Origin of the sequence: Cohnella ginsengisoli (genome assembly GCF_029525555.1) — a bacterium.
Classification (GTDB): domain Bacteria; phylum Bacillota; class Bacilli; order Paenibacillales; family Paenibacillaceae; genus Cohnella; species Cohnella ginsengisoli.
Genome location: NZ_JAPDHZ010000008.1, coordinates 498563 through 517826, shown reverse-complemented (window position 1 = coordinate 517826; position 19264 = coordinate 498563). Strand labels below are relative to the sequence as shown.

12 protein-coding genes and 3 pseudogenes are annotated in these 19264 nt (G+C 54.2%); 10 read left to right on the top strand and 5 right to left on the bottom strand.

Translation table 11 applies throughout. From position 1 onward, the window contains the following. Positions 1 to 46: 46 nt before the first annotated feature. Entirely contained in the window at positions 47 to 1141 is a 1095-nt protein-coding gene (locus OMP38_RS33210; protein ID WP_277568848.1) for a YheC/YheD family endospore coat-associated protein, read from the bottom strand. 321 nt (positions 1142 to 1462) lie between these two features. Here OMP38_RS33210 and OMP38_RS33205 point away from each other — a divergent pair, with 321 nt between their 5' ends. Further along, positions 1463 to 4516, top strand: a complete 3054-nt coding sequence (locus OMP38_RS33205; protein WP_277568847.1) for an amidase family protein — start codon at positions 1463 to 1465, stop codon at positions 4514 to 4516. 232 nt (positions 4517 to 4748) lie between these two features. Here OMP38_RS33205 and OMP38_RS33200 read toward each other — a convergent pair. Next, positions 4749 to 5135: pseudogene (locus OMP38_RS33200) on the bottom strand (helix-turn-helix domain-containing protein); the annotation flags it as partial. A 2-nt stretch (positions 5136 to 5137) separates the two neighbouring features. Between OMP38_RS33200 and OMP38_RS33195 the strand changes: the two are divergent. Both OMP38_RS33195 and OMP38_RS33190 read left to right on the top strand, forming a co-directional pair. After that, positions 5138 to 5287 carry a hypothetical protein gene (locus tag OMP38_RS33195; protein ID WP_277568846.1) on the top strand — a complete coding sequence of 50 codons (150 nt, stop codon included), beginning with the start codon at positions 5138 to 5140 and terminating at the stop codon, positions 5285 to 5287. 42 nt (positions 5288 to 5329) lie between these two features. Beyond that, positions 5330 to 5578, top strand: coding sequence for a hypothetical protein (locus OMP38_RS33190; protein ID WP_277568845.1), 249 nt, complete (start codon positions 5330 to 5332; stop codon positions 5576 to 5578). Between the two features lie 163 nt (positions 5579 to 5741). Here OMP38_RS33190 and OMP38_RS33185 read toward each other — a convergent pair whose 3' ends face one another. After that, a complete protein-coding gene (locus OMP38_RS33185) occupies positions 5742 to 6200 on the bottom strand; it encodes an SDR family NAD(P)-dependent oxidoreductase (RefSeq protein ID WP_277568844.1) in 459 nt (152 codons plus the stop codon). A 107-nt stretch (positions 6201 to 6307) separates the two neighbouring features. Here OMP38_RS33185 and OMP38_RS33180 point away from each other — a divergent pair, with 107 nt between their 5' ends. Together OMP38_RS33180 and OMP38_RS33175 are read left to right on the top strand one after the other, a co-directional pair. Beyond that, positions 6308 to 6589, top strand: a complete 282-nt coding sequence (locus OMP38_RS33180) for a hypothetical protein (RefSeq protein ID WP_277568843.1) — start codon at positions 6308 to 6310, stop codon at positions 6587 to 6589. A gap of 84 nt (positions 6590 to 6673) precedes the next feature. Further along, a pseudogene (locus OMP38_RS33175) lies at positions 6674 to 6799 on the top strand (tRNA-binding protein); the annotation flags it as partial. A gap of 116 nt (positions 6800 to 6915) precedes the next feature. Here OMP38_RS33175 and OMP38_RS33170 read toward each other — a convergent pair. Then, positions 6916 to 7602 carry a response regulator gene (locus OMP38_RS33170; RefSeq protein WP_277568842.1) on the bottom strand — a complete coding sequence of 229 codons (687 nt, stop codon included), beginning with the start codon at positions 7600 to 7602 and terminating at the stop codon, positions 6916 to 6918. Further along, entirely contained in the window at positions 7556 to 9688 is a 2133-nt protein-coding gene (locus OMP38_RS33165) for a sensor histidine kinase (protein WP_277568841.1), read from the bottom strand. The genes OMP38_RS33170 and OMP38_RS33165 overlap by 47 nt, the downstream gene beginning before the upstream one ends. A 355-nt stretch (positions 9689 to 10043) precedes the next feature. On the opposite strand from OMP38_RS33165, the gene OMP38_RS33160 reads away from it, so the two are divergent. The 5 genes and pseudogenes from OMP38_RS33160 to OMP38_RS33135 all read left to right on the top strand — a co-directional run bounded on the left by OMP38_RS33160 (position 10044) and on the right by OMP38_RS33135 (position 19194). Beyond that, positions 10044 to 10430 (top strand): hypothetical protein, encoded by a 387-nt coding sequence (locus OMP38_RS33160; protein ID WP_277568840.1) that lies wholly within the window; start codon positions 10044 to 10046, stop codon positions 10428 to 10430. An 83-nt stretch (positions 10431 to 10513) separates the two neighbouring features. Beyond that, positions 10514 to 14755, top strand: coding sequence for an S-layer homology domain-containing protein (locus tag OMP38_RS33155; protein WP_277568839.1), 4242 nt, complete (start codon positions 10514 to 10516; stop codon positions 14753 to 14755). A gap of 76 nt (positions 14756 to 14831) precedes the next feature. Further along, complete coding sequence (locus OMP38_RS33150; RefSeq protein ID WP_277568838.1) at positions 14832 to 15437, top strand: RHS repeat protein; 606 nt, start codon at positions 14832 to 14834, stop codon at positions 15435 to 15437. Positions 15438 to 15504: 67 nt separating this feature from the next. Continuing rightward, positions 15505 to 17672 (top strand): annotated as a pseudogene (locus OMP38_RS33140) (RHS repeat domain-containing protein). A gap of 664 nt (positions 17673 to 18336) precedes the next feature. Continuing rightward, positions 18337 to 19194, top strand: a complete 858-nt coding sequence (locus tag OMP38_RS33135; protein ID WP_277568835.1) for a hypothetical protein — start codon at positions 18337 to 18339, stop codon at positions 19192 to 19194. Positions 19195 to 19264: the final 70 nt, after the last annotated feature.

The window sequence follows — 19264 nt, the reverse complement described above, 5'->3', positions numbered from 1 at the left end:
CTACTCACACTGCGATCTCCGGTCTGGGTTGTTAGATGCACCCGACCTACGGTGTGCCGTTCTTATTTTCCGCCAAGTATTTGGCATATTGTAGAGGCCGGCGCACGGTTCGGAGGTAATTCTGGGACTCGCCGATTTTCCACATGATATCTTTGCAGGGCTTAGGGTTGACCTCGAGCAGCCATACATGCCCGTTTCTGTCGATTCCGATGTCCAACCCGAATTCCATCATGCTCCCGAAGCGGTTTTCGATAACCTTTACCGTTTCGTGAGCGAGCGCTTCGCATTCATGTTGGATTTGGCGCGTTTTTTCTTCCCCGAAATGCTTTTCCATAAAGGATTGGAACGGATAACCTTGATTCCCCTTGGCGATCAAGTTGGTATTGGGACTTCCCGCCGCCGCTTGACGTACCCCGATTCCCGTCACTTCCCAGTTGCCGGAACCATTCTTTTGGATAAATAGCCGAATGTCCGCCCACCGGCCCTGAACGAGCTCCAGATCCAGCCCTTGCTGCAGCAGGAAAGCCCCACCGCGGATTTTCTCCTTCTGTACCCACCTGTTCATAGCGGTTACGGCTTTCCCAATCGTCGGGAACTTGTACTTCCCCACCTTCATGGCCCGAGTACGAAACTGGGCGGAGATCCCGTTTTTTCTTTTTCTTAATTGAACGACACCGGCCCCGCCGGTCCCGTTTGCCGGTTTTAAATAGAGAATGGGGTGAGCGTTAAACATCTCTTTCAGGGTGGATGCATGGTAAGGCTTCGTTTCCGGGATCCATTTCCTCATGCTTGCCGTATCCTCGAAGAGCTTCGTTGCTCTGTTCTTGGTCGTGAATTTGGGATTGGCGATGCGAAGCAACCCGCTGTTCCGGAGTGCTTTGAAGGACGGCGTCCATCCGCTTCGGTAACGGTCGATGACGATATCCGGCCAGGGGAACAGCTTTTTTATCCATCCTCCGTTTATTTTAGGCACATACCCATATACGAGACGTTTGTTTACATGAACATCCTCATGCGAGAAAAAATAGACGTTTAAACCGAGCTTCTCTCCTTCTTTATGCATATGCCGGAAATAACCGGATTCGAAGAAGGATTTTCCTTTTCTTCTTGTCATAACACCAATATGAATAACCTTTGGCATAAGGGCCTCCTCGTCCTGGATAAGCTGGCATCGAGTCGTTTTGCCCCTAGCTTATTCTGTGCGACCTGCCGACGCTTGGGCAACTGGGTGCTCGAGGCGGTCGATTCATAGAAATAAAAACTCGGCAGGCGTACAAGATACTCATGTATTTTATGTAATATATATGTAATATAATAAATATTTGTGTTATAAAAAAATCACAATAAATCCCGATTTTTTCGTATAGTATCGATAAAAATAATAAATAAGTCTAGGTTTTATTGACTATCAATCATTATGAGGTTATATTTCCTTACATACAAAGGAGGGGAAACCTACATAATGAATAAATCAAAACGTTTGCGTCAAGGTAAAAAGCAAGTGATTGCCGCTTCGATTGCGTTATCCGTGATCGCAACGGGCGTATTTCCGTTTCAATCTGCGGATGCCTTAACGCGAGTCACTTCGGAGAGCGGCACGGTATGGGAGATTCACGATGCTTTTGCCCCTAGCCTGGACACGGGAAGTTTACGTACGGTCGGTTCAACGCAAGTACAAGGCTTCGGCAATATCTTTGTTAAAGTGTCGTCGCCCTCAGCTTCGCTGATGAATGGTCAGATGATGCGCGGATTTAACCTGTCCTATGACGGGGTCAATAAATTTGTTTCCACGCAATCCGTTAATCTGGGAAATATATTGATCACACGCGAGGTTTACGTCGATACCAAAAATAACAGAACGAGATTTTTTGATACGTTCACGAATATAAATAACGTGGCCGTAAAGGTCGATGTCTCTTTCGGCGGCTCATTAGGCTACGGTACGACAACAAATGCAGCTGTCGTAAAGGCAACCTCTTCGCACGATCTCCAGGTGACGACGGATGATTCATGGGTTGTTGTAGACAGCAGCGCGAGAAACAATAAGCCGCTAGGCGTTGCGGTCGGATCTCCGGATCCGTTCGATAATGGATTAACCGGATTAGGGGACCAGCAAAAGGATCCCTTCACGACGCCGTTGGCCGAATCCGGAAACGAAGCGAATTTCTATGGATTCATTCATACCTTAAATATTGAGCCGGGCCAGTCGAAGTCTCTCGTCAATTATGTACAAGTCGGAGAAGCTGGCGAAGCAGGATTAAACAATCTGGTTGCTACGCTGGATGGACTTAATGGTCAGCTGGATGTAACTGGACTAAGCAACGCGCAAATTCGTTCGATTAGCAACTGGGATATTTCCGGCATCAAGGGACTTGATACGGGAGATCAGCTGATTATTCCAAATGCGCCTGCAGCCAATTCATTCGTAACTTCATCCCCTTATGACGTTACCAATAAATCGATTGCAGAAATGCAGCAGGATATGATCAATGGCAGAACCACTTCCGTACAAATTACGCAAGCCTATCTGGATCGGATTAAGGCATACGATATGGGTCAATTAGGATTTCATGCTTTCCTGCATGTATCGGAGACCGCGCTTAGCCAAGCACAAGCGGCTGACATTGCTCGCGCACAAGGTGCGAAAGGCGATTTGCTAGGGATTCCGATTGCGATCAAAGATATTTACGATACGAAGGATATGCCGACGACAGGCGGCAGCAAAGCGCTGGAGGGCTGGCAGCCGGAATCCGATGCCTTCCAAGTCAATAAGCTGCGGGAAGCCGGAGCTGTCATTATCGGTAAGGTCAACACTTCCGAGTTTGCGAACAGCGGCAGCTTTAGCGAGAGTGGCTGGCAGCAGACATGGAACGCTCTATATCCATCCAAAACATCGTTTGGATCGAGCGGCGGATCCGCCGTATCGGTTGCGGCCGATTTTGCGGCGGCGGCCATGGGATCGCAAACAGGGGTATCGCTCTATGCGCCGACTACAGGCGCTAGCCTGAAGAGCTTCCGCGGTACGGATGGGATGGCAAGTACGACGGGCGTGATTCCGCTCACTTGGGGACAAGATTATGCAGGTCCGATCGCTAAAACGGTAACGGATCTGGCTATTATGTTGAATGCGACGACGGGTACGGATCCAAAGGATATTTTCACGGTGACTGCCGATGCCGATCACAAACGTCCGGTCGACTGGAAGGAATCTCTGGACGTGAATGCCTTGCAAGGAAAGAAAATCGGATATATTCCTTCATCCTTCGTATCTACCTATGCCGACGATGATACCGGACGAGCCGTCATGGATAAGTTCTCGCAGCTTCAAGCAGCCGGCGCGACCATGGTTGAAATGTCGGCATTGCCGGCAGCGCCTGCTCGTCCTTCGGGTATTAACGGATCTACGGAGGGTTGGGCACGTTATATTGAGCTTCATAAGGATTTCCCTTACATCGATGGAGCGAGCGTATTAGCTTCGGACAAGGTGCTTATCTACAATAAAAGAGATTATACGGCGCCTACCCGTATGACGGAACAGGCTGTACAAGATTACATCAAGTATCGAACGGACTATAAAGAAGTCATTAAAGGCTGGATGGACGCGAACGGCGTCGATGCCGTCGTTTACGCAGGTTTTATCAGCGACGTATATAACAATGACGCAGCAGCCGCGCAATTAAGCTCCGACCGCGGCACGGGCGTATTAACGTCTAATGTCGGTCTGCCTACGGTAGTGGTTCCCGTAGGGACGAACGATAGCGGATATTCGATCTCTATGCAGCTTGTAGGCAGAGCGTGGGACGATGCCAAGGTGCTAGGTATGGCCTATGCGCTTGAGCAGCAAACGCAAGCTCGATTGCTCTCGTCGTTTGTTCCAGCCCTTCCATATGTCTCAAGCAATCCGGGTCCCATCATCGATAATGGACCGACGCCTCCAGTTAAAGAAGAGCCCGTGACGCCGCCGGAAACTACGACGCCTACAGAAGAGCCGGAAGTCGTTCATTTCACGGATACAACGTATCATTGGGCCAAAGCGAGCATTGACGTTCTTATCGCCAAGGGATTGCTGACGGGCTACGCCGATGGCACCTTCCGTCCGAACGCAGGATTGACGCGTGCCGAAGCGATTAAGGTTATTGCCGCTTACCTGGGACTTGAAGGAAAAGAAAGCAGCTTTGCGGACGTATCCTCCACGCACTGGGCGAATAAGTTCATCGGCGCAACGGCCGAAGCGGGCTTGATGACAGGATACGGCGATGGCACCTTCCGTCCGGACGAGAAGATGAGTCGCAGCGAATTGGCGGCCCTCATCGCCAGAGCCTTTAAGTTAACGGGAACCGGACAAACGTCATTCAAAGACGTTAAAGGAAATGCATGGTCGTACGCATACATTGACGCACTCGCATCCAATCAGATTATTACAGGCTACACAGACAATTCGTTTAAGCCTGAACAAGGCATTACCAGAGGAGAATTCGCAACCATCATGGCCAGATTGATCGCAACAAAGGAATAAAAGCGGCAAAAGAGAAAGAGATTTAGCATCGTTGATTCTAGCAATCGATCGACAATATCGAATGGTGGTGCGGGGATCGCCTCCCTGCGCCACCTTTTTTTAATTTAAAGCATTTGAGAATTTTATGAGAATGGTTTGATAGGCTAGTGCGACAACGTGATCCATTGAAAATACACTTACCGTCCATGCTGCGAATTCTTCATGTCGTTGAACTGAAAGCAGCTTGATCTTATTAGCTGAACCGCTTGATATCACTCACTGGGGAGAAGCCGAACAGGCGCGCATATTCCCGGCTGAATTGGGAAGGGCTCTCATACCCTGCCTCGAACGCGATATCTGCCACATGGGTAGATTCGGTTAACAGGCGACGGCGTGCTTCCTGTAGTCGAATTTGCTTCTGATACTGTACCGGAGTCATGGCGGTCACTTCTTTGAAGTGACGATATAACGAGGAGGAGCTCATGTTCGCCAGCTCAGCTAATTCTTCGATGCGCAGCGGCTGGTTGTAATCCCTCTTGATCCGCTCGACCACCGCTGCAATGGAGGCGTAATTGCTCCCAGCCATGGCAATCTGCTTGAACACATCCCCTTGATCATCGCAAAGGAGTGAAAGCAGCAGAGGTGCTCATCGATCTGGCGGAATCGCCGAACCCTCCGGCTCAATTGTTCCTGGGCAGCGATGCTTATCGGAGAGCGTCCGGGAAGCTGGATCGATTGCGTGAAGAACTGGAGGCGAACAAGGCCATCAGCTTCCGAACGGATTATGAATAAGTGGTGTTCAATATCCTGTGAAGACGGATAGGAGTCGGTGTCGTGGTGAACCGTATCTGCAAGCAATCGGATGAACTCGAAGCCCAGGTCAGAGAGCTGGCTTGCCCGCGATGCTCCATTCTCGTATACGACACAGGCAGCCCAGACTCCAAAGCGCAAATGCAAGCCAAAGCGGCGGGATATGGAATCGAATCCTGGCCTGCGGTTACTTTGGATGGAAAAGCGGTGTCGCCGGAGCAGCTTAAAGAGGGAAATGTAGCGCAAATCGTACGAAAGCTATTTCACGAATAGCCCCTATTTTACGAAGAAAACGCAACCCAGGCAACAGACCTTACCCCGGAATGAAGAAATACCGGGATAAAGTCTCGTTAAAAAAAAACGGCAAGGCAGTTCTAGACGATAGCCATAGATACGCGCCTCTTGATTGAGTTCCCCCCAAGTACCCATGGCAAGCTCAGTTATGAAGAACACTCCCGCCAAGAAACTCACGGCTATAGATGTCGGAAATTCTGTCCAGTACGCGCTGCGCATGTTCTGCGAATTTCAATTCCGAAACGCGGCCTTTCAACAAAAATACGCCAGACTTATCGCGGTGTTTGCCGAGGGCTGCGTCATATAATTGGTCGGCGCCATGAGTAGGCGGAGAGGAAAGAACTCTGAATAGCAGTTCGAACCATGCGGGCATTCCCGAATCTTTTCCTTTTTTCAGCGTGTTGTTAAGTCCAGGGTCAACGCTGCGGATCTTGATGCCTTCCTTGGCAAGCTGCGGCGCCATGGCTTGCGTCCACAACGATAGCGCCAACTTTGAGGCCGCATAAGGACCGACCACTTTGCGGAAGGTTTTGGGATGCTCCAGGTTTTCGATGGTAAATCCCTTCGCGAACCGAAGGATCTGCGATGAAGTGTTAACCACTGTTTTTAATTGCCGCTGTGGAGTCGACCATTCCGGAGATGGCTCTTCGTCAAGGATGGGATGACTATGTCCGCTTCGCAGCGGCCCGTCCCCGGATTTATGCGGCGATGATGAGGCGGTTGCTCGAGGGCGCTCATATCGAAGCGGCAGATCAGTCGCACCAGGCGCTGGTGCAAAATGTTCAGAAGGTCGCTGCCGAAGGCAAACTGGCCGTGCCAGCCCAGGCTGCGGCAGATCTGGTCTGGGCTTCCGCCAATACGGCCGCTTGGCTGTACGTGACGGCCCAGAGTCGTAAGGCGCCCCCGCCCGAGCCCGACGTCATTGATCTCATTCGGGAAAGCGTCATGCAGATCATTTTGAGCCCAAGTCCGGACGCCGATTCAAAGTAAAAGACCACGAATAGCGGCACATCAGAGAAATCGCCTATCCAAACCGGATGGCGGTTTTTTCATTTTCGCAGGCATTCATTGATCTTCCCCCCTCGGCGCATTGCGGGATTCAAGTCGGAGGTACTCGTGTTGGGAGGAGTCCCGGAAAAAGGCGATGTTGTTCTATTAAAGCCGGATACTGAAGTGCCTAACGGTACGCCTATTGCGTGAAAATAAGGGTCGCCTGAAGGGAGTTTGTAATTTTCGTCATCACTGAGGGCATGGACCCAAGCACTTTGTACACGATCATTAAGAAGCAATGACATGTCGCCGTCGCTTACCACGCATCATGGAAAAGGCGTCCGCGGGAATTTTCCCATACCGGCATCCTTGGCGATGAGAATGGCCTGCGTCCGATCAACCGCCTGAAGCTTGTTCAGAATGTTGGAGACGTGGTTGCGGACGGTTTTCAGTGTTAGATTGAGCTTGCGGGAAATTTCCGCGTTGGTTAATCCTTGCGTAATCCAATTCAGGATTTCGCGTTCTCGGTCGGTCAACTGAGGAAGCAGGGAATCATCGGGCGTCTTGTTAAAGATCGTGTCGAAGTAAAACATCATTTTACGGGCGATGGTAGGACTAAAGATGGCTTCCCCGCCTCCGATGGCGGTAATGGCACGCACAATTTCGGGTTTCTGCGCTCCTTTGAGGAGATACCCCCGGGCCCCCGCCCGCATGGCGGAAAAGACCGAGGCGTCGTCGTCGAACATCGTCAGCATTAAGATGCCGATATGGGGACTGACACGGTTGATTTCCCGCGCCGCCTCGATTCCATTCATGCCTGGCATGCTGACGTCCATCAGGACGAGATCGGGTTGCAGCGTTTCGGCCAGACGTACGGCTTCTTCTCCGTTCGACGCAATGCCGGCAATTTTGAAATCCTCTACCGATTGCAAAGTGGCAACCAGCCCTTCACAGAACATCGGATGGTCATCCGCGAGCAGAATCCGCAGCTTTTCTTTGTCGTTCTCCGTCATACAGCAATCTCCTCTCCTCCATCGGCAGCTTCACCGATATGTGGGTTCCTTGACCCGAGCTCGATTGCAGCTCGCATGTTCCGCCTAATTCCGCTGCCCGCTCACGAATGGAACGAATGCCGATCCCGGGCGATAGCGTTTCCGGCAGTCCCTTGCCGTTGTCTGAAATATCAAGATGTAGAACGGACGCCTGCAGCCGGAGCACGATTTCGCATCGGCTGGCGCCGGCATGCTTGACGACGTTGGTCAATGCCTCCTGAACAATCCGATACACAGCTACTTCCGCGGCTGCGGACAACGTAAGTCTCCGGTCGAATCCTTCCAACACGACTTGCAGCGACGGATCTTTAAATTGCAGAGCCAACTCCTTGAGCGCAAAGGTCAAGCCGAATTCGTCGAGGGCAGGAGGTCTGAGAGAGTATACGAGCTGCCTGATATCGGTGATAGCCTTGCGCGCAAGAGACTGGGCCGTCTCCAGCGCTTTCCGCGAAGAGTCGGGCAGGCAGCCTTCTTGCTGAATCGCTTCGTCCAGTCGCAGCATGATGCTCGCCAAGGTGGAGCCGAGTCCGTCATGCAGGTCGCGTCTTACCCTTCTGCGCTCTTCCTCGCGTGTCAGAATGACTCTCTCCCGCGACAAGTGCAGTTCCTCCGTCAGACGGATGGTTTGGACGGCAATGCTGATTTGGCGAACCAGGTCGTTCAGCATGTGGCGTTGGCTGGGCGGCAGCGCCTCGTTCACCCGATCGATACCTACAACCAATTGACCAACCGCTTCGCCTTTGACATCCAGCACGATCGTGCTTCTCTGCTCTACCGGTGTTCCGAAGGACGTCAGCGTGCGCACTTCATCTCCGTCATGGCGAGTTTCGATGGCGGCATAGGGCGCTCGCAGCGCACGTGCCGCCATCTCCACGATCGTAGGAAGGAGGTCTTGCTGCGTGAGTGAAACCTCGATCCGCTTCGTTAAGTCGGACAGCACCTGGTAAGGTTCGTCGCGTTCTCCGAAGACAAGATGGTTGACCGCTCTTTGAACCTTTTCCCGCAGCGGCTGGAACATGGCGGCGACCGATCCGGTAGCGATCAGCGCAATCATTGTCGGCATTTTTCCTTGCAGAAAGAACCCGAGTACGCCAACAAGCAGCGCATAAAGTGTAACGCTCATGACACTGAGCACGAAATAGACCAGCGTACGGTTGAAGGCCGAGGACATGTGCCGAACCCGGATTTCCAGTACGATCATTCCGATCGAGAACGGCAGAAACAGCAGACCGGAGTAGAGAAGTACCATATCAAACAGTTTCATAATCCCATTCGTCACGGGCGATTCCAGCGCACCAAGCGCACCGGCCACAAAGTAGCAGCTCATCGCTCCCCAGAACCAACGAATTTGCCGCTTCTGTTCCGGTGTTGCGAAGTTCCGATAACGGTGCCATTGCACGTACATGACCAACAGGTGCATGACCGTGGTATAGACCATGAGCAAGGCGGGCGGCAAGTGCAGCACGTTTACGTACTGAAAGATCGGAGGGAGCGGAAGCATCCCGATCACGATCTCGAATATCCAAATCGTTGCGGGGATGACGGTCCATCGGGGAACGAAGCGCCCGGTCGGCAGTAGGAACAGGAAAAAAATATAGGTAGAACCGATCACATTGAGAGCGAAAAACCAATCTGCTAGAAACCTGAACCGATCCGATAAGGCAACCAACGCTTCATCCGCACTGAAAATGGTGCCGGTAACGATCAGCATCAGGGAGGCAACAACGCAATAGGGATCCTTCCAACCGTATCGATACAGCAGAAAGCCTACGGCCCACGCCGATATGTTCTGCATGGCAAGTAAGATGACGGTTAAGCTGCCGTACAAATCGGGGCTGATGCCAACGGACGCCAGGTCCGTCAACTGATTCGTGTTCAACATGAGGAAGCTGGCGCATCGAATTTCTTCGCACGCCTTTTCATAGACGCCGATTCCCAGGCCGTGGCTGATCAATGTGGCGATGAATGACGCGGCCGCCGCTATCCACCATATCCCATGAAGTCCGGCACGCCCCGCAAATCGCATTTGATTTCGAACATTCCCCATGGAGGCAATCCTTTCTAGCAGACAGTATCTAATAAAAGTATATCATGGCGATTATCCCGTTTATCAGGGAATTTTGTTCCCGCCATATTTCCCGGGAGGCCTGGGAACGGTGACCTTGTTGACGGGATATGACAGGTTTTACCATGGGGAATGCGAACGGCTGGTTGGGATCCTGCTGCCGAGGAGCTAGCAGAACTCCCGTGAATCCGCAGCCGGCATTCAAGAACAGACAGGAGGAACGAAATTGAGAGCCATACGCGGATTAGCCCTAATGATCCTCATCGCCACCATTGCGGCGGTTATTGCAGGCTGCTCCGGGTCCAGGGGTTCTGAAGCAAAGGACGGTAAAGCGGGTGTGAAGACGGAAGGCGGAGAGACGGGAAGCGCGACGATGACGACGGATGCCGGCAAGACGGTGCTATCCTCCGAGTCCGAATGGCCGAAGGGATTTCCGAACGAAATTCCCAAGCCGGAGGGAGTCAAAGTGACAGCCTCCGCCCATAACGATTCCGGCAACATGACGGTTTCCATAGAATCGAAGAAGCCGTTCGATGAAGTGGTGAAGCTTTACCAAGACTACGTCAAAAGCGTCGGATATGCGCAAGCCCTTGAATTGAAGGAAGACGGCTACTATATGTATTCCGGGACTCGAGGCAACGAGACATTCACGTTTACGTTCAGCTTGGATCAAGAGGACAACAAGACCGTCGCCGGAGCGCTCGTATATGAACACAAGGAGTGACGGATAGGATTCTCGCAATGGCTTGGAATGAGTGGGAGGGATAGCGAGTGCGACACAATAGGGTCGGTTGGTTAAGAAAGAAAATGATGCTGGCTGTGACGCTGCTTTTGCTTCTGCAGACAGCGGTTCCGGACAGCGGCTTTGCTGCGGGCGGGGTGAATGTTACAGGGGCCGGCACCTCTCCTGGAACAAGCGACCGGTCCGGGATGCCTTCATGGACGGATGCTGTCCCCGACTGGGCGCAAAGGGAGGTAGCGGAGCTTGCGGAGGCGGGCATATTCGCAGGATATGAAGACGGCGCGTTCGGTGCGGCCAAAACGATAACCCGAGCGGAGATCGCTGTGGTGAGCAGTCGTCTGGCCGACGTGCTCGGAATCGAGCCGTCCGATCAAACGCTGTCCTTCACTGACGTGACGGATCAGTGGTTCGCCGATGAAGTCCGTCATGCCGCTCGGCTGGGCATTGTGGCGGGGGAGCCGGGAGGACTGTTCCGGCCCCTTGCGCCCGTGAAACGGCAGGAGGCTGCTGTGATGCTTGGCAATCTCATGAAGCAGGATGCTCAGCACGCGCCATCCTTTCGAGACCGTGATGCGATTCCCGCATGGGCTGCTTCATCTGTGGCAAAGCTGCAGGAAGCGGAAGTGCTGACCGGGTATGAGGACGGAACGTTCGGAGGGACGAGAGAGCTGACCCGTGCGGAAGCGGCGGTAATCGTTCACCGCACCTGGCAGGTTCTAAAGCCGGCGTCTGCGACTAGTTTTGCTGTAACGGCCAAAGCCGCTGACGGGACCTTGATGAAGGATGCGGAGATTGCCATTCACGCTGCCGGCAAGCGAGCGTATCTCTTGCGGGGCCTTACGGATGGCAATGGCGTTTACCATGCCAAGCTTCCTTTCGGCTCGTATGATGTTTATGCTGTAGGCGCGGGGGCGGTCGGCTACGTTCAGGTCGTATTTTCTAAGGAAAACGCGTCCGCTCAGGTGATCACCCGGCAGGCTGCGGTACTGGAAGGTACCATTGTGGATTCCAACGGAGCGCCGGCCGCCGGTGTCGTGGCGGCTTTTACAACGAATCCGACCTTCTATGCCGTGACGGGCACGGATGGCTCGTATAGCGCCTACGTGCTTCCCGAGAAGACGTATCGGCTGTCCCTGATCGACGACCCGCGGATCCGGGAGCTGGTGAAGAAGAGCGGGAAGCCGGAGCTGGCTCTATCGTCGGCAGAACGGAGCGCCGTATCTGTGGCGCTGCTGGATTCCGGGGAATCCGCCTCCGTGGATTGCGGGTGCACCAAAGCGGATGTAACGGGCACGTTCACCGCACCCAAAGCCGGCGAGCGGCTGGGCATCGGCACGATTCTCGCATCTGGAGCAGCATACGCTCCGAATGCCGGAGGTGGAACAAGCACGGGGGGCGGACCTGTCAGGGATGTGATCCCGCCGGCAGTACCAACCGGGCTGACGGCGGAGCCGGAGGAAAGAGCGGTGCGCCTTGGCTGGACAGCCAACAGCGAGAGCGATCTGGCCGGGTACAAGGTGTATGCCTCTACAGACAGCGGTGTGAGCTGGGATTCCGGCACTGCGACAGGCAAGGTCACGGGCTATACCGTAAGCGGCCTGACCAACGGAGTCACGTACACCTTCGCGTTGACTGCCTATGATACCAACGGCAACGAATCGGGCCGTTCGCAGCCGGTTAACGCCGTACCCGGGAATCAGGGTGAGGACCTGCCGCCGGACGACCCATCAAAAACGGCCGAGCCGGTTCCGTTCAGTGGATTTCCTTCCTTCCATTCTACGGTGGATTTCCTCTACACCGGGGATAACCCGATTCAAACCGGCGTTGCTCCAGGGGCGATCCAGGAGGAAAGCGCCGCGGTGCTGCGGGGCAAAGTAACGGATAAGCAAGGCAGCGCCCTGTCCGGGGTAGCCATATCGGTTCTGAACGAGGAACGGTGGGGGCAGACGCTTAGCCGATCGGACGGAAGGTTCGATATGGTGGTAGGCGGAGGCGCACTGCTGACAGTCAAGTATGAGAAGGCCGGATATATGACGGTCCAGCGGCAGATCAGCACGATTCCGGGCGACTATAACGTGCTGGACGATGTCGTATTAACCGCGTATGACACCAAGGTCACCACCCTTGATTTGCAGCATGCGAATGGACCCCAGGTGGCCCAAGGCAGCCCGGTAACGGATGAGCTTGGGACGCGGCAGTCTACAGTCTTTGTGCCCAAAGGAACGGAGGCCGTCATGAAGCTGCCGGATGGAACGGAAGTGCCGCTGCCTGGCATGCATTTCCGTTCGACGGAGTATACGGTTGGAGAGAACGGGCCCAAGGCGATGCCGGGTGAGCTGCCTTCTTTTGTCGGATATACGTATGCCGTGGAGCTGTCTGCGGATGAAGCCATTGCCGCGGGGGCCACAGAGGTAAGGTTCAATCAACCGGTCTATCATTATGTGGATAATTTTCTAAACTTCCATGTCGGCGAGACGGTTCCTATCGGCTATTACGATCGAAGCCTGGGGCAGTGGATTCCCTCGGATAACGGCAGGATCATCGGGATCACCGACATTGCGAGCGGATTGGCTATGGTCGATATCGATGGGAACGGAGAAGCGGACTCGGATGACGCGATGCTGGCCATCGGCTTAGACGAGGAAGAGCGGCGAGAGCTCGCCAAGCTGTATGCGCCGGGTAAGAGCCTGTGGCGCGTGCCGATTCCCCATTTTACACCCTGGGATTGCAACTGGCCCTATGGCCCGCCGCCGGATGCGGAGCCGCCCATCGACAAAGGTCCGAATGCGAATATCCCGGAGCAAGAGGAGGGTCCCTGCGAGCAGGCTGGCTCCATCATCGGCTGTCAGAATCAAAGCCTCGGAGAGCGCATCCCGATCGCTGGCACTCCGTATACGTTGAATTACCGCAGCGACCGTACTCCGGGCTATAAAGAGCGTTCCCGCCTGGAAATTCCGATCAGCGGTGATTCTATCCCGGCTTCTATGCTGGGCATGAGGTTGCAGGTAGCCATTGCAGGCAAGCTGATCGAGAAGAACTTCCCGGCAGCGGCCAATGTGACCTACCTCTTCGATTGGGACGGCAAGGATGCCTATAACCGGCAGCTTGTGGGCAGCCATAACTATACGGTAACGGTGTCTTATCAGTATGGGCTGAACTACTACTCGTCCAGCAGTGAATTCGATAGAAGCTTCGGACGGGTGGCAACGGCAAGTATCATCGGCCAAAGGGGCGCTACAACCATCTCCCTCACGCGGGAGTGGCGCGGCAAGCTGGAGAGCCCCAGCAATCCCTTCGCCGAAGCAGGCATTGCCGGCTGGAGCCTGGACCCCCAGCGAGTATATGACCCAAACTCGCAGGTATTGTATATGGGGGATGGAACGAAGCAGCAGCACATGTCCGCCGCCTACACGGAAATGAACTACTACGGCAATCCGGGGGTGCCGGGCAGTGTGGTGTTGGGGCCGGAATATCAGGTTGAATTCCCCGATATGGGCGAAGGCCAGGACCGTTCCATCTATATCGGATTCAATAAGTCACTGACCCGATATTTTTTCAAGAGAGCCCGGGATGGCACGTTGACGAAGGCAGGCCAATACGAATCCGGCTCGATCATCAGTCCGGCAATGGCGGATGCCAAGGGAACGCTCTGTCTCTATGATTGGGCCAGGCATCAGATCATGCGGAAACGGCCGTCAGACAGTGAATTTCTCCCGATAGTCGGAACGTTCTTTGCAGATGGATCAGCGACCGAGACGCTGCCTGACGGCGCCCGGGCGCTGGATGTGAAACTGAGAACCGTTAACGATATTATGCCGATGGCAGACGGATCCGTCTATTTCACCTCTTATCCGGCAACGGCTGCAGGATTCACCTTGTACAAACTGGCTGCTGACGGCACGATACAGGTCATGAGCAACGCGCAGGTCACGGGGAAAGACAGCGGGCCTGCGGACAAAGACGGCATAGGCGGGGTTTCGAAAATCAAGGCGGGACGCAATGGTGAGTTGTATGTGATGGATGTAATGGGGGGGAGGCAGCCGAGCCCGCGTGCGTCGAATCAATGCGGATGGCACCTTGACGCGGGTACTGGGCAGTCCGGGCCCCGATCAGCAGGGAATGCATGCGCTGGAGCATGGTGTTCAGGCGGTAGGGGCACAGTTTCGAGCAAGCAACTTCTTTCTGGACCGTCAGGATCGTATCTATTTCCAGCCTTACAATCAGCCCGACATCTACCGGACGCTGGCGGACGGAACCGTCGAGAAATTCGAAGTGCCCGCTCCTCTCGTAAATTCAAGTTTTCGTAACCTTGCTCTTCTTTTCGTTACGGGAGACGGAGACCGGCATCTCTTTGCTTTGACCAACGGCAATTCGAGAACGTACTTGCGAGCAACGGACGGCAATCAATCGGCCAGTGTCATGAACGACGACGGACTGGAGCGGATCGCACTGGATCCGGAGACGGGGCGTCATACCGAGTCCGCACATGCCCTGACTGGCCATACGCACACCCGCATCGAATACGATGAGAAGGGCCGGGCGACCGCGATCGTGGACAAAGGCGAGAACCGCCTGACGATCGAGCGCGACGGCGACGGCAAGCCGCTTGCCATCATCGCTCCCGGCGGGCAGCGCACGGTCCTTACGGTGAATGCCGCAGGCCAATTGACCGGAATAGCGAATGAAATGGGCGAGTCGTATCGGATGGAATACGACAGCTCCGGTCTGCTGACCCGGTTTACCGATCCCGGCCGGCAAGTCAGTGAGTATGCTTATGACGGTATGGGGCTGCTGACGGAAGCCAAAACACCGGCCGGCGGCATCAAACGGTTGACCCGGACGAAGACGGCGGACGGCACGCTTGTGACTTATACCGATCCCAACAATCGCACCACCGCGTACGAGACCAAAATCATTCCAGGGGGGAGTGCAGCGGATCACTACCGATCCGGGAGGAGCCAGAACCGTGGCGACGCGGCAGGGGGATAAGGAGCGGGTGGAGCTTGCCGACGGAACGGTGATCGCGAAGCAGCTGTGGCCTGATCCCCGTTGGGGCATGGAAGTGCCCGTTCTGAAGGAGCTCCAGGTCAAATCTCCGGAAGGTAGAACCACGGTGTACACGGAATCCCGAACGTTGGAATATAACCCCGACGGCACCGTGAAGGCGGTTGTGCATACGAATAAGGTGAATCAGGACGTTTCTACGGTCCGGTACGATACAGCGGAAAATAAATTTATGGAAACATCGGCGGAAGGATTAAGCGTGGTTTCGTATCTGGATGGCAAGGACCGGGTGGTGAAGGTGGAGTCTCCGGGCCAGGGTGTGGCGCCGACGGAGCTGCAGTATGACTCGCTCGGCCGCCTGAAGCGGATGACGCAGGGCGGACAGTTCACCGACTATACGTACGACGGGCGCAATCGTCTCGCATCGGTAACGGATGCAAGCGGAGCCGTAGTCACCTACAGCTACGATGACGCCGACCGGCTAATCGGGGTTCAAACGCCCGGGGCAAGGAATACCGCAAAGCGTACGATGGAGTCGGCAATTTCACAGGCCTGACCATGCCGGACGGGACCGGATACATGCAGCAATATAGCGCGCTTGGCCAATTTACCGGATTTGCGGCCAACGACGGAGTCGCGTGGCTGACGAAGCAACACGACGTCGGAGGCATGTTGGAGAGGTCGGTGCTGGCAAGCGGACGTTCTGTTCAGTATGGATATGAATCCTTCGGCAACAAGCGGATCACAGCCATGGATGATCCCGATCTGAAGCGGGCGTTCACGTATGCGGACAACACGGACCGTGTCCGTTCGCTCCAAACCCAAAGCGCAGGCGGAGATGCCCTTCAAGGCATCGAGTACACCTATGACGGAGCCGATGTGTTGAGCATGAATTGGACGGGAGCTGCCGAAGGTCAGTTCGCGTACACCTACGATTCCCTGTCCCGTCTGACCAACATCCGCTCTACTGTCACGACACAGGTAAATGGGGTACCCCGGAGCTATACCTTAGATACCCCATATCTCTGGGATCGGGACAGCGCCCTGATCCAGTCCGGACCCTTCAGCTTCACGCGCAACGGTCCCGAGGGGCGGATTGGGGTCATTCAGGACGGGACCTTGAAGACGGATGTGACGTACAACGAGCTGGGCCGTGTTCAGTCCATTCGGTATACGGTCGGAGGCCGTGAGGTATACCGGGTTGCCTACGAGCATGATCTGCGCGGTCTGCTGACCGGCCGGACGATAACGACGCCGGAGGGAACATCGTCCGAGGTGTATGAATACGATGCGGACGGCCAGCTGTTGCTGATGAGCCGGAACGGTCCAGGCGGAGAATCGTTCCGCGAAGCTTATACGTACGACCGTAACAAAAACCGCTTAAGCCGGGAAACGAGCGTGGACGGCAGAGTGGAGAATGCGTACGGGGCCAACGACCAGCTTCGACAGGTGGGGAATACGGCTTACACCTTCGATGCCGACGGCTTCCTCCTGCAGCGGGGCGACGACCGGTTCCACTACGGAACGATGGGCGAGCTGCTCTCGGCCACGGTGACAGGAGTCACTTACAGCTACGAGTATGACGCGCTGGGCCGCAGAACCGCGCGAGAAGGCGGTGGCGGTGCGGTCAAGTACTATTACGGACATCCGGGGGCGCTGCAGATGGTGACGACAACCATCGACGCGCAGCATACGGCCACGAACTATTATTATAATGACGAAGGCCTGTTGATCGGCCTCGAACGAGGCGGGAATCGGTACTATGTCGTCACCGACGGCGTAGGTACGCCGCAGCGGGTACTGGATGCCTCGGGAAACGTGGTCAAGAAGCTCAGCTACGATAGCTACGGCGTTCTGCTGTCCGACTCGAACCCGGATTTCGAGCTCCTGATCGGGTTTGCCGGAGGTATGGAGGACCGCGCGACCGGTCTGGTCCGGTTCGGGGCAAGGGACTACGACCCGGCAGCCGGCCGATGGACCGCCCGGGACCCGGTTCTGCTGGAAAGCGGTCAGGCGAACTTGTACGCTTACGTCAACAACAATCCGGTCGAGCTTCGCGATCCGTGCGGCCTGTTCTGCATCGGCTTTACGGCATATGAAGGCGTTGGCGGCGGCGGCAAGGTCTGTGTGACCGACGAAGGCGTGTCCGCTTGCGGCGAAATCGGATTCGGGATCGGGGGGAGGGCTGGAGGTGAACCCCTTCGAGGACTTGTCCTCTGACGGGACTTCGATTGAAGCGACGGCCAAGGCTGCATTCGGCCCTGCATCCTTAACACTGGGCGTCAAGCTGAAGAAAGATTTCAGCGGCGGCTGTCCGGAGGCAGCCCCCCATTGCCAAATTAGGAATTGGTCCGCTCAGCACAGATCTGACTTCTCCTGTGAAGAAGATAGGCGTTAAGGGATCTCTTGAAAAGCTGAATAAGAATGTCGGGGATCTGTTGAAGACGAGCGCCAAGGCAGAGCTTGCGTTAAAGGCTAAGGCCTGCGCATCATACCGGAGGTAATCCACAGCAATAAAATGATATAGACTCGCAATCCTAAATCCAGGCCCATGCTCGATAGCATGGGCCTGAATATTTGTATCCGATGCAGATGCCGTCATGCCTGGTTACGGTACCGCGATGAGAGTTGCCGACTTGGCAGGGAGACGAAGCGAAATGGGATCCAACGACGACCGTATGGATGGAATAAGTATATAACGGTTTCATTGTATGAAGTGTAATATATATGGAATGTATTAAATATTTGTGTTATAAAAAATAACAATAAATTCAGTGATTTTCGTATATTATCAATAAAAATAATAAATAAGTCTATGTTTTATTGACTATAAGTCATTATAAGGTTATGTTTCATAACATACATAGGAGTGGAAACCTACATAATGAATAAATTAAAACGTCTGCGTCAAGGTAAAAAGCAAGTGATTGCCGCTTCGATTGCGTTATCCGTGATCGCAACGGGCGCGTTTCCGTTTCAATCTGCGGATGCCTTAACGCGAGTCACTTCGGAGAGCGGCACGGTATGGGAGATTCACGATGCTTTTGCCCCTAGCCTGGACACGGGAAGTTTACGTACGGTCGGTTCAACGCAAGTACAAGGCTTCGGCAATATCTTTGTTAAAGTGTCGTCGCCCTCAGCTTCGCTGATGAATGGTCAGATGATGCGCGGATTTAACCTGTCCTATGACGGGGTCAATAAATTTGTTTCCACGCAATCTGTTAATCTGGGAAATATATTGATCACACGAGAGGTTTACGTCGATACCAAAAATAACAGAACGAGATTTTTTGATACGTTCACGAATATAAATAACGTGGCCGTAAAGGTCGATGTCTCTTTCAGGGGCTCATTAGGCTACGGTACGACAACAAATGCAGCTGTCGTAAAGGCAACCTCTTCGCACGATCTCCAGGTGACGACGGATGATTCATGGGTTGTTGTAGACAGCAGCGCGAGAAACAATAAGCCGCTAGGCGTTGCGGTCGGATCTCCGGATCCGTTCGATAATGGATTAACCGGATTAGGGGACCAGCAAAAGGATCCCTTCACGACGCCGTTGGCCGAATCCGGAAACGAAGCGAATTTCTATGGATTCATTCATACCTTAAATATTGAGCCGGGCCAGTCGAAGTCTCTCGTCAATTATGTGCAAGTCGGAGAAGCCGGTGAAGAAGGGTTAAACAATCTGGTTGCTACGCTGGATGGACTTAATGGTCAGCTGGATACCTGCAGAAGATAGACGACTCCAATATGGAGGGGGGAGATCGTTCCTATTTTGAAAACGATCTCCTAAGCGAGCCGCCTGCGCA